Source organism: Edaphobacter sp. HDX4, assembly GCF_036877565.1.
Lineage (GTDB): Bacteria > Acidobacteriota > Terriglobia > Terriglobales > Acidobacteriaceae > Edaphobacter.
The window spans coordinates 237,607-254,743 of the sequence record NZ_JAEDXW010000004.1 but is presented as its reverse complement, the minus strand read 5'-3'; the positions used below and the strand labels follow the sequence as shown (position 1 = coordinate 254,743).

18 protein-coding genes are annotated in these 17,137 nt (G+C 58.7%); 3 read left to right on the top strand and 15 right to left on the bottom strand.

Annotated elements, in window-relative coordinates:
* Positions 1-29 precede the first annotated feature (29 nt).
* The 12 genes from ilvN to JAO29_RS06525 all read right to left on the bottom strand — a co-directional run bounded on the left by ilvN (position 30) and on the right by JAO29_RS06525 (position 11,378).
* On the bottom strand, positions 30-647 hold the full coding sequence (gene ilvN, locus JAO29_RS06580; protein ID WP_334267394.1) for an acetolactate synthase small subunit: 618 nt from the start codon (positions 645-647) through the stop codon (positions 30-32).
* Positions 648-650: 3 nt separating this feature from the next.
* A complete protein-coding gene (locus JAO29_RS06575) occupies positions 651-1,601 on the bottom strand; it encodes an alpha-1,2-fucosyltransferase (RefSeq protein ID WP_334267393.1) in 951 nt (316 codons plus the stop codon).
* A gap of 111 nt (positions 1,602-1,712) precedes the next feature.
* Positions 1,713-3,497, bottom strand: a complete 1,785-nt coding sequence (gene ilvB, locus JAO29_RS06570) for a biosynthetic-type acetolactate synthase large subunit (RefSeq protein ID WP_334267392.1) — start codon at positions 3,495-3,497, stop codon at positions 1,713-1,715.
* Positions 3,498-3,510: 13 nt separating this feature from the next.
* On the bottom strand, positions 3,511-3,909 hold the full coding sequence (locus tag JAO29_RS06565) for a hypothetical protein (protein ID WP_334267391.1): 399 nt from the start codon (positions 3,907-3,909) through the stop codon (positions 3,511-3,513).
* A 141-nt stretch (positions 3,910-4,050) separates the two neighbouring features.
* On the bottom strand, positions 4,051-5,751 hold the full coding sequence (ilvD, locus tag JAO29_RS06560) for a dihydroxy-acid dehydratase (protein WP_334267390.1): 1,701 nt from the start codon (positions 5,749-5,751) through the stop codon (positions 4,051-4,053).
* Entirely contained in the window at positions 5,752-5,967 is a 216-nt protein-coding gene (locus JAO29_RS06555; RefSeq protein ID WP_334267389.1) for a hypothetical protein, read from the bottom strand. It abuts the gene before it with no gap.
* A 120-nt stretch (positions 5,968-6,087) separates the two neighbouring features.
* Positions 6,088-6,741 (bottom strand): 3-isopropylmalate dehydratase small subunit, encoded by a 654-nt coding sequence (gene leuD / locus JAO29_RS06550; RefSeq protein ID WP_334267388.1) that lies wholly within the window; start codon positions 6,739-6,741, stop codon positions 6,088-6,090.
* Positions 6,741-8,177 carry a 3-isopropylmalate dehydratase large subunit gene (gene leuC, locus JAO29_RS06545; protein ID WP_334267387.1) on the bottom strand — a complete coding sequence of 479 codons (1,437 nt, stop codon included), beginning with the start codon at positions 8,175-8,177 and terminating at the stop codon, positions 6,741-6,743. The genes leuD and leuC overlap by 1 nt, the downstream gene beginning before the upstream one ends.
* Complete coding sequence (locus JAO29_RS06540; RefSeq protein WP_334267386.1) at positions 8,174-8,842, bottom strand: hypothetical protein; 669 nt, start codon at positions 8,840-8,842, stop codon at positions 8,174-8,176. The genes leuC and JAO29_RS06540 overlap by 4 nt, the downstream gene beginning before the upstream one ends.
* The gene (locus tag JAO29_RS06535) at positions 8,843-8,989 is read right to left on the bottom strand and encodes a hypothetical protein (protein WP_334267385.1); all 147 of its coding nucleotides are present in this window, start codon (positions 8,987-8,989) and stop codon (positions 8,843-8,845) included.
* A 31-nt stretch (positions 8,990-9,020) separates the two neighbouring features.
* Positions 9,021-10,127 carry a 3-isopropylmalate dehydrogenase gene (gene leuB / locus JAO29_RS06530; protein ID WP_334267384.1) on the bottom strand — a complete coding sequence of 369 codons (1,107 nt, stop codon included), beginning with the start codon at positions 10,125-10,127 and terminating at the stop codon, positions 9,021-9,023.
* Between the two features lie 72 nt (positions 10,128-10,199).
* Complete coding sequence (locus JAO29_RS06525; RefSeq protein ID WP_334267383.1) at positions 10,200-11,378, bottom strand: 2-isopropylmalate synthase; 1,179 nt, start codon at positions 11,376-11,378, stop codon at positions 10,200-10,202.
* A gap of 125 nt (positions 11,379-11,503) precedes the next feature.
* On the opposite strand from JAO29_RS06525, the gene JAO29_RS06520 reads away from it, so the two are divergent.
* The 3 genes from JAO29_RS06520 to JAO29_RS06510 all read left to right on the top strand — a co-directional run bounded on the left by JAO29_RS06520 (position 11,504) and on the right by JAO29_RS06510 (position 13,774).
* The gene (locus tag JAO29_RS06520; protein ID WP_334267382.1) at positions 11,504-12,427 is read left to right on the top strand and encodes a LysR family transcriptional regulator; all 924 of its coding nucleotides are present in this window, start codon (positions 11,504-11,506) and stop codon (positions 12,425-12,427) included.
* Positions 12,428-12,549: 122 nt separating this feature from the next.
* Positions 12,550-12,975 (top strand): Spy/CpxP family protein refolding chaperone, encoded by a 426-nt coding sequence (locus JAO29_RS06515; RefSeq protein WP_334267381.1) that lies wholly within the window; start codon positions 12,550-12,552, stop codon positions 12,973-12,975.
* Positions 12,976-13,177: 202 nt separating this feature from the next.
* Positions 13,178-13,774, top strand: coding sequence for an outer membrane beta-barrel protein (locus JAO29_RS06510; protein ID WP_334267380.1), 597 nt, complete (start codon positions 13,178-13,180; stop codon positions 13,772-13,774).
* Positions 13,775-13,838: 64 nt separating this feature from the next.
* Here the strand turns inward: JAO29_RS06510 and JAO29_RS06505 are convergent, their stop codons facing one another.
* The 3 genes from JAO29_RS06505 to JAO29_RS06495 all read right to left on the bottom strand — a co-directional run bounded on the left by JAO29_RS06505 (position 13,839) and on the right by JAO29_RS06495 (position 17,036).
* On the bottom strand, positions 13,839-14,366 hold the full coding sequence (locus JAO29_RS06505; protein WP_334267379.1) for a porin family protein: 528 nt from the start codon (positions 14,364-14,366) through the stop codon (positions 13,839-13,841).
* A 107-nt stretch (positions 14,367-14,473) separates the two neighbouring features.
* Complete coding sequence (locus JAO29_RS06500; RefSeq protein WP_334267378.1) at positions 14,474-15,028, bottom strand: porin family protein; 555 nt, start codon at positions 15,026-15,028, stop codon at positions 14,474-14,476.
* A gap of 118 nt (positions 15,029-15,146) precedes the next feature.
* Positions 15,147-17,036, bottom strand: a complete 1,890-nt coding sequence (locus JAO29_RS06495) for a hypothetical protein (protein ID WP_334267377.1) — start codon at positions 17,034-17,036, stop codon at positions 15,147-15,149.
* Positions 17,037-17,137 lie beyond the last annotated feature (101 nt).

Genomic DNA, 17,137 nt, shown 5'->3' with positions numbered 1-17,137 from the left:
TTGTTTCGTTAATCGTAAATGGAGGGAAGCTAAGCTTCATCTTCAGCGAACTGGTTCGGGAGATCGTCTGCGTCAGGACGTTCCGGGAAGGCGATGGGCGACTCATCAACGGCTTTCGTTCCGAGAGCCTTGAGTACGCGGCTGGTGTGATGACCGCGGCGCATGGCCATGCGGCCAGTGCGGGAGACTTCTAGCACCTCGAAGCTGGACTCACGAAGGACCTGGAGCAGGCCCTCGATCTTCGAGGCGGCGCCCGTCATCTCGAGCATGATGGACTCTGGTGCGAGATCGACCACGCGCGCGCGAAAGACATTGGCGAGCTCAAAGATCTGTGATCGCGAGTGCTGGCCGTGCGGCGAGTTGGGCCCGGCGGCGACCTTGATGAGGCAGAGCTCGCGGATGACTGCCTCGCTGCGGCCGAGCTCATCGACGTCCCGCGTGATCTCAAGCTTGTAGAGCGAGGCACGGATACGATCCGCGGCATGCTCCGGAGCCTCGCAGACGATCGTCATTCGCGAGACGCCTTCCCCTTCACTTTCGCCGACGGTGAGCGAGACGATGTTGACATTGAGACGGCGAAAGAGGGAAGCGACCCGTGTGAGAACTCCGGGCTTGTCGTCTACCAGGGCTACAAAGGTGTGAAGCATTGGTTACATCCTTATCAGGCTGTTATCTAAGGTTGGACTGAGTAAGTCATCGATTGCTGAATCGGCTGCGATGCGCTTCCACGATGGGGGCAGAAGATCGGTATACGGGACGGTGGGATCGAGCCAGCGGTTGGGCGCGAGAACGATCTTGTCAGGATTGGGATTGAGCCAGGCTCCCCACCACGAGAAGCTGCTATTGGCGATGATGTGGTGCCTGCAGGACGACATCAGCCGGAGATCTTCATGCGCGTCTGCCTGGCCGTTGTGATCGACAAAGATATAGCGTGGCCCTGCGGGAAGGTTCTCGCGGCAGAAGGCGATGTCGTCGGAGAAGACAAAGAAAGTTGGATTGGATAGGTGCTTCGCCATCGCGGAGATGGCGTTCTGGTAGTACGTGACAGGCAGGGCATCGCGACCACCGTAGATCTTTGTGTAGTCGCCGCGCCGAACATGAAGCGATACGGCAGACTCGCAGGCACGAATCTGTTCCTGCGTCTCGAGATTACGGCCCGTCGCAGCCTCTCGGAGGGCCAGTTCGCCGCGCAGCTGCTTCTCGATCGTTTGGGCATACTGATGCGCCTGAAAGTACCCGTCGATGTAGATGTTCCTCGTCATGGAGGTTACGGGCAGATCCTGAACGAAGATCCAATCAGTGTTGAAGTGAGGCTTATGCAGCACCGTGCCGGAGACAAGACGCCCAGGCAGAGCCACCGGTCGTTTGTAGGCGGCTGTCGAGCAGACCAGACGATCCCACCCATTTCGTTCTCGCACCTTTGCAGTGATGCGGAACTTCGACAGCAGGAAGGGACGTGGATGACCGAACGACACGGCGCGCTCCTCGGATTCGCGGATGATCTCTAGTTGGGCTGCGTATTTACGGGCGAAGTAGAGCCCCGCAGCGTACTGAAACAGTTGATTCCCAAGGCCGGACTTTTGTTGAAGCGTTATCTTCACGCAAGGCTCTTTCCAAAAAAGAATTCCAGAACAACAAAGCTTTCTGCCCTGCCCGGTAGGGAACTTCCGGTGCGGGTTCAGCTGGAACCGTACCGGGCTCCAGCTGTCTTCCTACTCGTCTTCGGCCGTTTCGATAAGAGGATTGGGCCGGCGAACCATCTCGTGCAAAGCGGCGCCGGGAGCGATCATGGGATAGACACCATCCTCCTTCTCGACCGAGAAGTTGATAAGGAAGGCGGTGGAACCTTCACGGGCCTTTGTAACCGTTGGTGTTACATATTTGCGCTCGGCGACGTGTGCTCCCGGGATGCCGTGAGCATCTGCCAGCTTGACAAAGTCGGGCGAGAGGATCGGAGAGCAGGCGTAGTTCTTGTCGTAGAAGGCCTCCTGCCACTGCCGCACCATACCCAGAAAGCCGTTGTTGATGACGGCGACGTTGATATGGATACCTTCCTGCTGGATGGTGGAGAGCTCGGCGGCCGTCATCTGGAAGCCGCCGTCTCCAGCGATGCACCATACGTCGCAGTCTGGGCGGGCCATCTTAGCGCCAATGGCAGCGGGCAGAGCGAAGCCCATGGTTCCCAAGCCGCCCGATGTGATAAGTGTGCGCGTATCTTCGTGCTTGAAGTACTGTGCCTCCCACATCTGGTGCTGGCCCACGTCGGTAGCGATGATGGTCTTATCGAGCCGGCCCGCAGCCTTAGCCTCCTGCCAGATGTCGTTGATGACATGGGCGGCATAGAGGTGTCCATTGTCGGGGAGATTGATGATGTCGCGCACGGCGGCATTGCCCTTCATCGCACGGATCTCGCGCAACCAATCAGTCGTGTTGTTGGTTGATTTCGTAGTATCCGCCTGATAGCTTTTGTCGTGAATGAGGGGCTCCATCGTCCGCAGCACCTCTTTGAGGTCACCAATCAGAGCGACGTCGACCTTGACGTTCTTGTTGATCTCGCTGGGGTCGATCTCGATGTGAATCTTCTTCGCGTTCGGGGCGTAGCTGGCGAGGTTGCCGGTGACGCGATCATCGAAGCGCATGCCAAAGGCGAGCAGCAGGTCGGCCTGCTGGATGGCATGGTTTACCCAAGATTCGCCGTGCATGCCCATCATGCCAAGCGCGAGCGGATGCGAGGCCGGCAGGGCTCCCAGACCGAGCAGCGTGGTGGCCACGGGAATCTGATATCGCTCGGCGAAGGCGAGAACCTCGCGCTCGGCGGCGGAGAGAATGATGCCGTGTCCGGCAAGAATCACGGGCTTCTTCGAGGCGCGCATCAACTCAATGGCGCGGTGCATCTCTGTAGATTCGGCACGCAGCATCGGGTGAGGTCGGAACGCGGCAGGCGCGGCTTCTTCGAAGTTGAAGAGCGTGGTGCCCTGCTGTGCGTCCTTGGTGATGTCGACCAGCACGGGGCCGGGGCGGCCGGACTGGGCGATCTGGAAGGCCTCGCGGATCATCGGTGCAACGTCTTCAGGCCGGGTGGCGACGAAGTTGTGCTTGGTGATCGGCAGCGTGATGCCGGTGATGTCGATCTCCTGGAAGGCATCGGAGCCGAGGACCTTGGACGAGACCTGCCCTGTGATGCAGACGATCGGAATGGAGTCCAGCATGGCTGTCGCGATGCCGGTGACGAGGTTGGTCGCTCCCGGCCCGGAGGTGGCAATAGCGACCCCGACTTTGCCTGAGGCACGTGCGTAGCCGTCGGCCATGTGCGCGGCGCCCTGCTCGTGTCGCGTGAGCACGTGGTGAATGGGGAACTTGCGCAGAGCGTCGTAGGCGGGGAGGATGGCTCCGCCGGGATAGCCGAAGACCGTGGTGACACCTTCGCCGACGAGCGTGGCCCAGAGAATCTCGGCTCCGGTCAGGGTGGGGTGTGCGTGTTTATTTTTGTCGGTCATTGCGGTCCCTCCATCATAAAAACCATATTTTGTGATACTTCGTCTGATCGTTGTATTTCGAATCGAGAGTCAGCGTCCAGAAACCGAAGGTGTTCTCGAGACTTCCATATATCTCGTTGTCGCTGGCAGCAGCATTGGATGATCTAAGAAAATTCTCCGAAAAGACAACTCCGCCTTGTCCAAGGCGCCGCCATAATCCGTTCGCATGAATAGTCGCTGCACCGTTAGCATTGATTTCTTGAGTAAAACTGTGATCAGCATTGAGAACAAGAATGGTGCGTTGTCCTTTCGATTTTGCGATGTACTTCCCTGCGACAAATTGATCACTGAAGTCCCAACTCATCCACCACCAGACAAGGCATGCCATTAAAAGTGCGATCACTCCCGCTACTTTTCTGGCCGGCCTGTTCATTGATGTACCTCAGGGGCAAGCCCCTTTTCTTCTGGTTGAGGGTGCGGCACGGCTAAAGCCGTGCCCTTAACAAAATGCGGAACAAAAGCAAGTGCGAAAAGCAATGAAACAGATCCCGCCGCTTCGCTGCGGAAAGACAATTTAGGTCGTCACAGCACCTTCGCTCGCGCTGCTCACGGTGTTTGCATACTTGGCGAAGACGCCGCGCTTGAAGCGTGGTTCGGGGTGCTTGATCTCTGCCAGACGCTTTGCAATCTCCTCGGCCGGGACATCGAGATTCAACTCGCGCTTTTCGATGTCGAAGGTGATCTTGTCACCCTCCTGCACGGCGGCGATTGGGCCCCCGAGGTAGGCTTCGGGAGCGACGTGGCCGACCATCAGGCCGCGGGTAGCTCCGGAGAAGCGGCCGTCGGTGAGGAGCGCTACGGTCTCCGAAAGTTCGGGGATTCCCTTGATGGCTGCGGTGACGGCGAGCATCTCGCGCATGCCGGGACCGCCCCTTGGACCTTCGTAGCGAATGACGCAGACGTCGTTGGGATTGATCTTGCCGGCCTCGACGGCGGCGTGGCAGTCATCTTCGGAGTTGAAGACCCGCGCAGGGCCGGTGTGCAGAATGCGCTCGTGTCCGGCGACCTTGACGACACAGCCTTCGGGGGCGAGATTGCCCTTGAGGATGACGAGTCCGCCCGTAGGCTTGAGGGGATGATCGACAGGATAGATGACGGCCTGGTTGGGCGTTTCAACGGCGTGCTCCGCCTCTTCAGCGAGCGTCTTGCCGGTGACGGTGATCTGACTGCCATCGATGAGGCCAGCGTCCAGCAGCCGCTTCGCCAGAAGGCGCGAACCACCGGCGTCCTGATAGTCCTTTGCGGCGTACTTGCCGCCGGGTGAGAGATCGCAGATGTGCGGTGTGCGATCGCTGATCGCGTTGAAGTCGTCGATGGTGAACGGGATGTTGAACTCACGCGCGATGGCGAGAAGGTGCAGCACGGCATTGGTGCTGCCTCCGCTGGCGCACGCTGCAGCGTAGGCGTCCTCGATGGTCTTGCGAGTGACAATCTCGGAGGGGCGAAGATCTTTGCGGGCAAGCTCCATCACGAGGCGTCCGGCTTCGCGGGATGCGCGGGTCTTCTCGGGCGACATCGCAGGGACGCCGGTGATCTCGATGGGAGAGATGCCGAGGAACTCGCCTGCCATCGCCATCGTGTTGGCGGTGAACTGGCCGCCGCAGGCTCCCGGACCGGGACACGCAGCTGCCTCAAGGGTCTCAAGCTCGTCGTCGCTGATCTTGCCGGCTGCGTGCGCGCCCATCCCCTCGAAGACCTGGAGGATGGTGATCTCCTTAGTAGTGCCATCGGGTTGCGGGAGCTTACCGGGAGCGATGGAGCCGCCGTAGAGCATCAGCCCAGGGATATCGAGGCGGCCGAGAGCCATGATGGCAGCGGGCATGTTCTTGTCGCATCCGGCAATGCAGACCAGGCCGTCGAAGGAGTTAGCGCGAGTGACGAGTTCGATAGAGTCGGCGATTACTTCGCGGGAGATTAGCGAAGCCTTCATGCCCTGCGTGCCCATCGTAATGCCATCGTGGACGGTGATGGTGTTGAACTCCATCGGTGTTCCGCCTGCCTCGCGGACGCCCTGCTTCACGGCCTCGGCGACCTGGCGGAGATGGAAGTTGCAGGGGCCGACCTCTGTCCAGGTATTGGCGATGCCAATAATGGGCTTATGAAGGTCCTCTTTGCTGAAGCCGACGCTGCGGAAGTAGCTGCGTGCAGCTGCCCGGTTGGGTCCTTCGGTGAGGACGATGGAGTGCTTCTTTGCCGGGTCGAGTTGGTTGCTCACTTAAAAGCCTTTCAAGTTCAGAGGTGATTGTGGCGACTGCTCGTGAGCAGCATCCGGGTTTTCAGTTTGTTCCTTCTTGGCATCATTCCAACCTGCTCGCCAACTAGCGTCTAGAGAGTCGAGGACGTGGAATCGTTCGCCGCGCATTCCTGCTCGATACCCTTCTTCGTATCGAGCGGGGTCAATCAGTTGCGGGATGCCAAATTCCGGTTCCATCGTGGTCCTCATAGGTCGGGGCCCTCAGGCCAGTGTTTTTTTGCTATTTACCCGGGGCTTCGCCCCAAGCTGGAATATAAGGCGCTTATCGCGTTTGGGCGCTGATGCGTTCATTGTGAGCTATGCGGGTACCTTTACTGTCTTCGGCGCAGACCAGAGATTCTTGTTGTGCTTCTCTTCAAATTTGTCGAGCGATTCCTCGTGACGCAGCGTCAGGCCGATGTCATCAAGTCCGTTCAGCAGGCAATACTTGCGGAAGGGATCGATCTCGAAGGTGGCACTGAAGCCGAGCTCGTCGGTGACGGTTTGCTTTTCGAGATTAATGGTGATCTTGTGTTCGGGGTTCTTCGTGCAACGCTCGATCAGGGTTTGGACTTCCTCTTCGGAAAGACGAGCGAGGACGATGCCGTTCTTGCCCGCATTCGAGAAAAAGATGTCGGCGAAGGTCGGTGCAATGACGGCGCGGAAGCCGTACTGATTGATGGCCCATGCCGCGTGCTCGCGTGAGCTGCCGCAACCGAAGTTCTTCTCAGTGATAAGGATCTCGGCGCCCTTGTACTCCGGCTTGTTGAGCACGAAGTCGTGACGCGGAACGAGCTGTTCGCTCAGGCCGGAGCCGGTACCGACGGCATAGCGCCAGTCGAAGAAGAGAAACTCGCCGTAGCCGGTGCGCTCGATGCGCTTGAGGAACTGCTTGGGGATGATCTGGTCGGTGTCGATGTTGGGCAGCGGCAGCGGCACAGCCTTTGACGTAAGGATGTTGATGGGTTCCATTAGTTCTTCGCTCCTTCCGTCTGTTTCCACTTGCGGATGTCGGTGAAGTGTCCCGTGATGGCGGCGACGGCGGCCATCTCCGGCGAGACCAGGTGCGTGCGTCCGCCGCGTCCCTGGCGACCCTCGAAGTTGCGGTTTGAGGTGGAGGCGCAACGCTCGCCGGGCTGAAGGATGTCAGGGTTCATGCCGAGGCACATCGAGCAGCCGGGCTCGCGCCATTCGAAGCCTGCAGACTTGAAGACCTGATCGAGCCCTTCTTCTTCGGCCTGCCGCTTGACCTGCTGCGAGCCGGGAACGACCATGGCCCGCATGCCGGTGGAGATGTGATGACCTTTGACGACGCCTGCTGCGGCGCGGAGGTCTTCGATGCGCCCGTTGGTGCAGGAGCCGAGGAAGACGGTGTCGATCTTGATCTGCTCCATCGGCGTGCCGGGCTCGAGGCCCATGTACTCGTAGGCGCGCTCGAAGCTCTTGCGATCGGCTTCGGTCTTCGCGTCGTCGAGAGTGGGCACGGAACCTTCGATGGTGGCGTGCATACCAGGTGAGGTTCCCCACGTAACGGCAGGAGCCAGCGTCGCGGCGTCGATGTGCATCTCGCGGTCGAAGACAGCGCCCTCGTCGGTGGGCAGCGTCTTCCAGTGCGCAACGGCCTCGTCCCACGCAGCGCCCGTCGGCGAGAAGCGACGGCCTTTGAGGTAAGCGAGGGTCGTCTCGTCGGGAGCGATCATACCGGCGCGCGCACCGGCTTCGATGCTCATGTTGCAGATGGTCATGCGGCCTTCCATCGACAGCGAGCGGATGGCCGAGCCGGCGTACTCGACGGCATAGCCGGTGGCTCCGTCGGTGCCGATCTTGCCGATGATGTCGAGGATGATGTCCTTGGCGGTGACACCGAAGGGAAGCTCGCCATCGACGGTGATGCGGAAGGTCTTCGGCTTGGACTGCGGGAGCGTCTGCGTGGCCATGACGTGCTCGACCTCGCTGGTGCCGATGCCGAAGGCCAGGGCGCCAAAGGCTCCGTGCGTCGAGGTATGCGAGTCGCCGCAGACGATCGTCATACCGGGCTTGGTCGCGCCCAGCTCCGGACCGATCATGTGAACGATGCCTTGGGATGAGTCCTGCACGTCGAAGAACTCGACGCCGAAGTCGGCACAGTTCTTGCGAAGAGCATTGACCTGCGCTGCCGAAACCTGGTCGACGATGTGGAGGCGATCATAGGCGCTGGTGGTCGGGACATTGTGATCGACGGTAGCGATGTGGCGATCAGGCCGGCGAATCTGGCGGCCGGCCATGCGCAACCCGGCGAAGGCCTGCGGGCTGGTAACTTCGTGCACGAGGTGCAGGTCGATGTAGAGGATCGTCGGCTCGTCTTTTGGCTCGACGACAACATGCTGTTGCCATACCTTTTCAAACAATGTCTTTGGTGCTGTGCTCATGAGTTTGCCTTCTGCTCAGTCGTTTGCATGATGCCGACATCAGCCGGCTGAATCTGGTGCGGTTGCCCGTCAGGATCGACGAGGATTACGTTAGCGATGTGCTCGACAGTCTTGTCGGCGAGAGGTTCCTGTACCCACGGCGCAATGTTGCGGGTGAGTGCTTCCGGCAGATGAGCGGGATCGAGTGCCCGGCTGGCGAAGACCCACAAGGTGTAAGTCGCGCCTGCCTGATCCGTGGGCTTATCTTCGGCGACCCAGTTGGTTGCGGCGAAGACGAGCAACGGATGTGCCGCCGCAAGATCGATCCAAAGCATTCCACGCTCCGGACAGAACTGCGCCACGCAGCCCGTGGCGATGAAGTAGCGATTGCGGTCTGAAATTACCGAACGTGGCTGACCCAGGAACGCCATAACCGTGTCGGGCAGATTCATACCGTTGCCCCAGAATGTCTGTGGCGCGGAGAGGTAGCTCGAAAGCAATGGCTTCAAACGCACATCCGAGAGAAGCGCGCTTCCGTTTCCGACTGGCGCTGGCTGGGTATATTGCCACAGCCATGACAGGTCATCGACGGCAGGCTTATCGCGCTTCAGATGAATCTGAGCGGGCGCGCCCGGGGCTACGGTCAGGACCAGCAGTGCAGCAGCGAATTGGAAGAGGCGGCGCATTTATTTTGCTGAAGCTGACTTCTTTCTTGTAAGCAGGATGAGCACGTTTACCACAAGAAACATGATCAGTCCGGCAACTACGAGGGATCGGACAGGTGCGCCGAGATGCCAGCGGTAATACAGCGCGCCGACCACGGCCAGGTTCATCAGGATTAGTCTCACTTGCGAACTCATGCGTCTATACGGCGTGAAGCGACTGCCGTCGATCGATGGATTCGGCCAGCGCCTGGTGGACGTGTTTGCCCATCTGCTGTGTGGAGACCATCTGCACGCTGTCGCCTCCCCGAGCGATATCTGCCGTGCGATACCCCGCTTCAAGAACCTTGTGAACCGCCTGCTCGACCGCGCGTGCATCCTGCTCGAGCCCGGCCGAGTGACGCAGAACCATCGCCGCCGTCAGAATCGCTCCAAGGGGATTTGCCTTACCTGTGCCTGCGATATCGGGGGCAGAACCGTGGACCGGCTCATAGAGATTGACTGCGCCGCCGATGGTCGCTGAGGGAAGCATTCCCAGTGAGCCGGTGATGACCCCTGCCTCGTCGGAAAGAATGTCGCCGAAGAGATTCTCGGTGAGGACGACGTCGAAGTTCCGCGGGATGTTCATGATGTGCATCGCCATCGAATCGACCAGTTGATGTTCGAGCGTGACATCGGGATAGTCCTTCGCGATCTCGGTGACGGTAGCGCGCCACAGCTGCGAAACTTCTAGAACGTTCGCCTTGTCGACGGAGGTAACTTTCTTGCGACGCTTCGAGGCCAGCTCGAAGGCGATGCGGGCGACACGAACGACCTCGTCGCGTGTGTAGCGCATCGTGTTGATGGCTTCGTTGGTCTCCTTGTTCCACCAGCGCGGCGCGCCAAAGTAGAGACCGCCCAGCAACTCCCGTACAAACAGAATGTCTGTATCCTTCGTCACCTCAGGGCGCAGCGGAGAGCTCGCCGACAAGGCGGGATAGGCGATGGATGGCCGCAGATTGGCGAAGCCTCCGAGTGCCTGCCGAATCTGCAGCAGACCAGCCTCGGGCCGCTTGTCGGGAGTCAGGGAGTTGAACTTGTTGTCCCCGACCGCACCCAGCAATACAGCGTCAGAATCGAGCGCAGCGTCGAGCGTCGCCGTAGGAAGCGGGGATCCAGTCGCGGTAATTGCGACCCCGCCGATCAGGCCCTCGACGAACGTGAAATCATGGCCGCCCAATTCCGCGACAGCGCGCAGAATACTGAGAGCTTCCCGTGTGACTTCAGGACCGATGCCGTCGCCGGCGAGGACTGCAACTTTAAGACGCATACGCTTTCCTTCTTAATGAGGTAATGAGGGCTAAGCCCTTCTCCTGGTCGGAGCCGCTCGAAAAGACAGGCTCTAGGTGGTTGCTACGACAGCGGACTTCTCGGCCTTGAGCAATCCAAGAATGTCCTGGTCGTAGATCGATTTTTTGCGATCCGCCAGCTCAGTAAAGCGGTGATAGACCTCATCGAGCTGCTCGCGGGTGAGGTGATGTCCCAGCTTCTCCAGCCGGTCTGCCAGCGCGCGACGGCCGGAGTGCTTGCCGAGGACGAGATTCGTGCTGCCCGCGCCAACCGAGGCAGGTGTCATGATCTCGTAGGTCAGCGGATTGGCCAGCATGCCGTGCTGATGAATCCCGGACTCATGCGCGAACGCGTTGGCCCCGACCACTGCCTTGTTTGGCGCGGTACCGAAGCTGATGCACTGAGCCAGCAGCTGGCTGGTGGGATAGAGCTGCTCCAGCTTGATGTTGTTGGTATAGGGGAACCTGTCACGCCGAACCATCAGAGCGGCAGCAATCTCTTCCAGCGCAGCATTTCCGGCGCGCTCGCCCACTCCGTTGATTGTGCACTCTACCTGGCGCGCTCCCCCGTGGATACCGGCCAGAGAGTTTGCAACCGCCATGCCAAGATCATCATGACAGTGCGTTGAGAGAATTACGTTCTCGATGCCGGGAACGCGCTGCTTCACCATCTGGAAGATCGCCTCGTACTCGGCAGGGGTGGTGTAGCCGACTGTATCGGGGATGTTGATCGTTGTAGCGCCAGCCTGCACTGCGACGGTAATCATCTTCACCAGAAAATCGGGATCGGTTCGTGTTCCGTCCTCGGTGGAGAACTCGACATCGTCTGTATAGCTTTGAGCGTGTCGAACGGATTCAGCTACCTGGTCAAGCGCCTGCTCGCGCGAGATGCGCAGCTTGTATTCGAGGTGGAGGTCCGAAGAAGCAAGAAAGGTATGAATGCGGTTGAGCTTCGCCGGCTGAATCGCACGACCGGCAGCATCGATGTCCTCACGCTTGCACCGGGCAAGCGATGCGATGCGGGTTCCAGTCACCTCTCGGGCGATCGCCTGAACCGCGTCAAAGTCGCCCTCTGAGGCGATCGCAAAGCCGGCCTCAAGAATGTCCACACCAAGGTCGCGAAGCTGATGCGCCATGCGCAGCTTTTCATGGTGATGCATGGTGCAGCCGGGAGACTGTTCGCCATCCCGCAGGGTGGTATCGAAGAAGACGATTTGGTTTGGATTTTGCATAGTTCTGGTCACTCTCGATCCTGCACGCTATCATAACGCAGGCTTATGATGGTTTTGGGCAATATCAAAACTTCTAATTGAAGTATTCGCGCGATCAGCAACATCGGCTCGAGGAGAGGTACAAAGTGGATCTGGTCCAGATGGAGACATTTCTGGCAGTTGCGGAAGAGCGAAGTTTCTCACGAGCCGCCTCCAGGCTTCATCGTACTCAGCCTGCGGTGAGTCAGGCAATCGCCAAGCTGGAGGGCGAGATTGGCGAGGTTCTCTTCGACCGTTCCTCGCGGGATGGGACCTTGACCGATGCCGGCGAGGTTCTGCGCGAATATGCCGCTAAGATGTTGAATCTACGGAATGAAGCCTCCGGCGCACTCTCCGAGCTGCGCTCGCTTCACCACGGCCGGCTCAATCTTGCCGCCAACGAGTACACCAGCCTGTATCTGCTTCCCCTGCTCGATGAGTTTCGCAGGCAGAATCCCCGGATCAAGCTCGCAGTTCAGCGCACACTCGCCAGCCGCATTCCGGACGAGGTGCTGATCCATTCGGTGGAGTTCGGTGTCCTCTCCTTTCGGCCCGACGACAGCCAGATCAGGTCTATCGTCGTGTATCGCGACGAACTGGCCTTGGTCGTCAACCCGCGGCATCCACTCGCCGGAGCCGGCAAGGTGTCGATCCGGCAACTTGGAACGCAGAACTTCATCGCGCACAACATACCCTCGCCACAGCGCCAGAAGGTGATTCAGACCTTCAAGAAGCACAAAACGCCTTTGCACATGGGGGTTGAGCTGCCCTCACTGGAGGCCATCAAGCGCTTTGTAGAGATGGGAAACGGGGTGGCGCTGGTGCCGCGGCTGACAGCCGTACCCGAGCTGGCAAGCGGTGCGCTCGTCATGCTTGAGGTTCCGGAGTTGCAGACTGAGAGGAAGTTGCGGCTCGTCTATCGCAAGCAGGCCAATCTCTCCCACGCCGCGACGGCCTTTCTCAAGGTGGTCGAGTCCTACGCCGCCACCCATGGAGATCCGTACTGCTTTCACCCCGACCGCGGAGTCTGACGCGGGAATATATTTCATTCCTCGCAGAACATTCTGGACAGATCGGAGTTCGAAGGAGCAGCCTTCTGGAGCAGGAAGGAAATGGGTCCGGTTTCTTCGAACGCGAGGTGATGTGGATGTTCATGAAGACGATTCACAGGGTAGGAATGCGGATAGCGATGATCGCGCTTTGCAGCGGCGCGCTGATGGCCATTCCGGTGATGGCGCAGGATGCTGCGCCGGCAGGTCCACCAGCAGGCGGTCCGGGAGGGAGGATGCAGGGTCGGCAACTGGAGATGATGACCCAGAAGCTGAACCTGACCACCGATCAGCAGACCCAGATCAAAGCAATCCAGAGTGACACGATGAAGCAGATGATGGCGCTGCGGGAGGACACCTCGTTATCGCAGGCTGACAAGCAGTCCAAGATGATGGATCTCCGGACCGCATCGCAGAGCAAGATACGTGCTGTGCTCACGGACGAGCAGAAGCCGAAGTTCGACGAGATGCAGGCGCAGATGCGCGAGAGGATGAAAGAACGGCAGCAGGGTGGGCCTCCTCCGCAGTAATTTCGATTCTGGAATGCGGTTGATTTCCAGGTGGCCGGAGATCTCTTCTCCGGCCTTTTCGCGTTCAAAAGTCCGTAGTTGCAGGTTGTGCGGTTACAATGAAGGGACAGTGATGAAGGCGCTGGAAGTGACCGCGGCAGGTACCGTTGCCGACGTTCAGCCCGGAGTTCTACTGGACGATTTTGAAGGGATCTAGCGAAGAATGAAGAAGACGATGTTGTTGGGCGCGCTGATGTTGATGGCGTCTCTCGGATATGCGCAAGAGAGCCGACAGGACGTAAGCCTTAGCGCGATTGGGATCTTGACACCGCAGGTCAACGGAAACGCGGTCCAGTTGAACACGACGAAGACGGTCGGATTTCTCGCCAGCTACCGGTACATGCTGACCCCTCGCAGCGCACTTGAGCTTAACTACTCGTTCGGCCAGTACAGTTCCAAGTACAGCACCAGCTTCCTGCCGAACGTGCGCATCCACACTCGTCAGCAGGAGATCACTGCGGCCTATGTATATACGCTGAACTTCCGAAACTTCAATCCCTTTGTGGAAGGCGGCGTCGGCGGCATGATCTTTACCCCGATTCGCGACTACAGGACCACCAACTTCGATACGCGTCAGAATACGAATATCGGCGGATTGTTCGGCGGCGGTCTGGCCTACGAGCTTAGCCCCAGCTGGGACGTTCGTGTGGAATACCGCGGCTTCGTCGGCAAGGCTCCTGACTTCGGTCTTACCAACTTCAAGACCAACCGCTGGGAAGTGATCTCCATGCCAGCCATCGGTATGGCGTACCACTTCTAGTCGCAGACTGGCAGAAAAGAAAGCCCCGGCCTTGGCCGGGGCTTTTTCGTGTCTTCTCGCAGGATCAGAACCGGTATGCGGCTCCTATCGTGATGACGCTGGGCGTCAGTCCATTGGGAGGGAAGCCAAACCAGCGCTGATATTCGTATTCGCCCCGCACGTTGACGTGCCGAAGCACACGGTAATCGAGGCCGCCACCCAGCGCCAGGAGATTGTAGGCCAGGTTTGCGGTCCTCTCTCCCCGGTAGGTGAAGTTGAAGACCCCTCTTCCGTACAGCCCCTTAACGTACGGTGAGAAGCGGCCATAGGTCCTGGAGTAGCGCGGGCCGATCTCGTAGGTCTTCTCGTAGATATTTGTCCCGCCATCTTTGATGTAACGAAACTCGCCTTCCAGTCCCAGGTGATGGAAGAAGTCGAAGTCGGCATAGATGGTGGTCCCGCTGACCCGTTGCGGAACGTAGTCCGTGTTGGCGTTGGAATATCCAGCGCCCACCTGCAACGAGCCTGGCCGAACTGCGGTTGGGCTGGCCTGAGCAAGCAAGAAAACAGGTGTGCTGAAGAAGGATGCAGCGAGAAGAATCTTCCTGAACAATTACGCTCCCCTTGAAGTGGGCTGGCCGCAGTAGAAGGCTGGCCGACCCTATGTCTGATGGGGCGGCTCCTTCCACTTATCGGCGAAGCTGCCCCATCTGTTCAAGCTTAGTGGAAGCTATAGGCTGCACCAAAGGTAAAGACGTAAGGAGTCAGGCCGTTGGTCCTGAATCCGGGCCAGTTTTGATACTCGAAATCGACGGCACGGATATTCAGGTGACGCGTCAACGTGTAGTCAAGACCTCCACCCAGGGAATAGATCTTGTAGGTGTAGGCGTGGTTTGGTCTGTTGGAGAGCGGATCGTAATCCGTTTTGAACCGGCTGAATCCCAGCAGTCCCTTGGCATATGGCCTGAACCGGCGAACGGGGAATACGTAACGTGGTCCCAGCAGATAGGAATCTTCCCCGATATCCGTTGGAGTGATCACGCTGATGCGGTGGATGTCCCCTTCGATTCCCCAATGCTTCGTGAAGTCGAAGGTTCCATAGATGGTATATCCCTGGATCTTCTTCTGGCCGTAGTCGGGAGACGCGTAGGAGTAACCACCTCCGAGCTGCAACGTACTCCTGCGGGTTGCCGTTGGAGCCGCCTGAGCGTGAGATATGCGAGCCGTAGTCCACATCAAAAAGGCGATGAAAAGAATAGAAAGAATGCGTTTCAACTCGGTGTTCCTCCAATACGAGGCTTTCAGGCTTAGTTGCCGAAGATGAGGACAGGATCATCTCGGCATGTTGGTCGAAAGTAGGGACCGCCGACGGCGATCCCTGGGAACCATCGAATTAGTTCTGGGGTGGATTTGCCGTTCCAGTTGCAGGAGCAGTTGAGCCGGCAGCGGGTTCAGGATTCGCAGCAGGAGCGGTGTCAGTGTTGGCAGCAGGAGCGGCCTCCGTACCGGCGGCTGGAGCTCCGGCAGGCGGTGCAGCCCCTTCCGTCGGCGGCTTGTAATAGGTCAGCTTGATGTATACCGGCGCAGCTTCGAAGGGCATCTTGTCAGCGGGGGACAGGAGCGGTTCGAAAGCGGGGTGCATCGTAATCATCTGATCGGTCCACGGGTCACGCCGCAGGAAGCTCGACAGCGGCATGGCTGCCTGTTGCTTCAGGTTAGACATATCCAGTTTGGGGCTCTTCGCCATCAGAGCAGCCATCCAGAAGGTCAGGTCGTCGTCGCTCTTGACCAGCCCATCGCCGATCATCGGTTCGTTCAGCGCCTGCAGCGGCTTTACCCGTTCCTGCAGCTGCTGAAGATATAGACCGAAGTACTGCTGACCTCCAACCAGTTCCTTTGCGTCCAGCAGCTCCATCGCCTTCTTCGCTGCTGCCGCATTGTCCTCGGCGGTATGGTGCATGGGGATGCGGTTGAAGACGGAGGTTGCAGGGAAGAGCATCCGGTCGTTGAAGGCGTACTTGGTGTCAAGCCGGTGGCCGAGAATGATGTGCGCAAGCTGGAAGGCGAGCAGCGCATTCAGATTCCCCATCTGCTGAGCTCCATCCTGGCTGAGGATGGCAGTCGTATCGATCAGACTCTTGGAGAGGATGATCGTGTTTCCGACCGAAAGAGACTCAAGAGGCTCGGTCAGCAGCGTGCGAACATGAATCGGCTTCGAAAGCGTGATGTTGTTATAGGCGAGGATGTTGGTCGCCAGTGCCTCAAGTGTCTTGTCAAAGTCGCTCGGGGCATCCAGCAGGCCAGCCTGATACAGTCGGTCGACAACATTGTCCTCCGCCTGCTGCACCCATGCGCGCTGAGCGCCAAGCGGGCTGACGTCCTGCGCGTCGTTACTGACGTCTGTAGCTCCAACCACATCCATAGAGGTATTCTCAGATTCCTTCTGCGGAACCTTGAGCGAGTAGCCCCAGATGTGGTTGATGGCCTTGAACTTTAGGGAACGGTTCCGGCTCTTGGAATCGCTTTCCTCTACATAAAACGAGGTCGGCAGCCACACGTTCGGCTGCACATTGGTGCGCCAGCTATCGAAGTGATAATACTCGCGGGAGTCCTTCTGGGAGCCGGCGAAGTCGCCGTTGAAGCGAACCACATTTCCATCACGGGTCTCAATCCAGATGCGTCCGAAGAAGCGGCCCGTCTTGTTTTTGCCCAGCGGAGTTACGTCGAAGACGGCAGTAGGGGTGTTCCCGAGAAATTCGTTGTGCACGTAACTGAACTGATAATGCTGACGGTCGAAGTCGTTTGAGTCCATCAACAGCATCTGGATGAAGCCGGTCTCGCTGAAGTTCAACTGCAGACTGCTGCCCAGCCCGGTCAGGAATGAGGCCGAGTGCCGGAAGAAGCCGAACTTCCCATGGCTTTCGCCGCTCGCCGTCGCCTCATTGATCTCGTACTTCTCTCCGCCGATAATGCGTCCGAACTCAACGCGACCCAGAAAGTGCTGATCCGATTCAGGAGCCTGCACCAGCTTATCGTCCGGCCGCATGTTCTGGATGTAGGTCTCAACAAGAGGCGCGCGCTCTTTGAGGAGCTTGATAACCTCTTTCTCTCGGATGATCGCTTTATCGATCAGCTGATTCTGACTGGCCGTGAGTTTGGCCGCCGGAAGTTCCTGTGCCGGCTTCTTCTTGCCTAACGGAAACGCCGAGGCGTAGTGGCCTGAAAAAGCAGTCGCTAGAAATGCCAGTGCAAGACCGGCGGCAGGGTGTTTGCGAAGAATCATGTTATTACGGCTCCTGCGGTGACCTCGAGTCATCCATGATGTCTTGGTGCAGTTAGTGAAAGTTGCAAAAATGGAACACATAAATGGCCAGCAAGTATGGA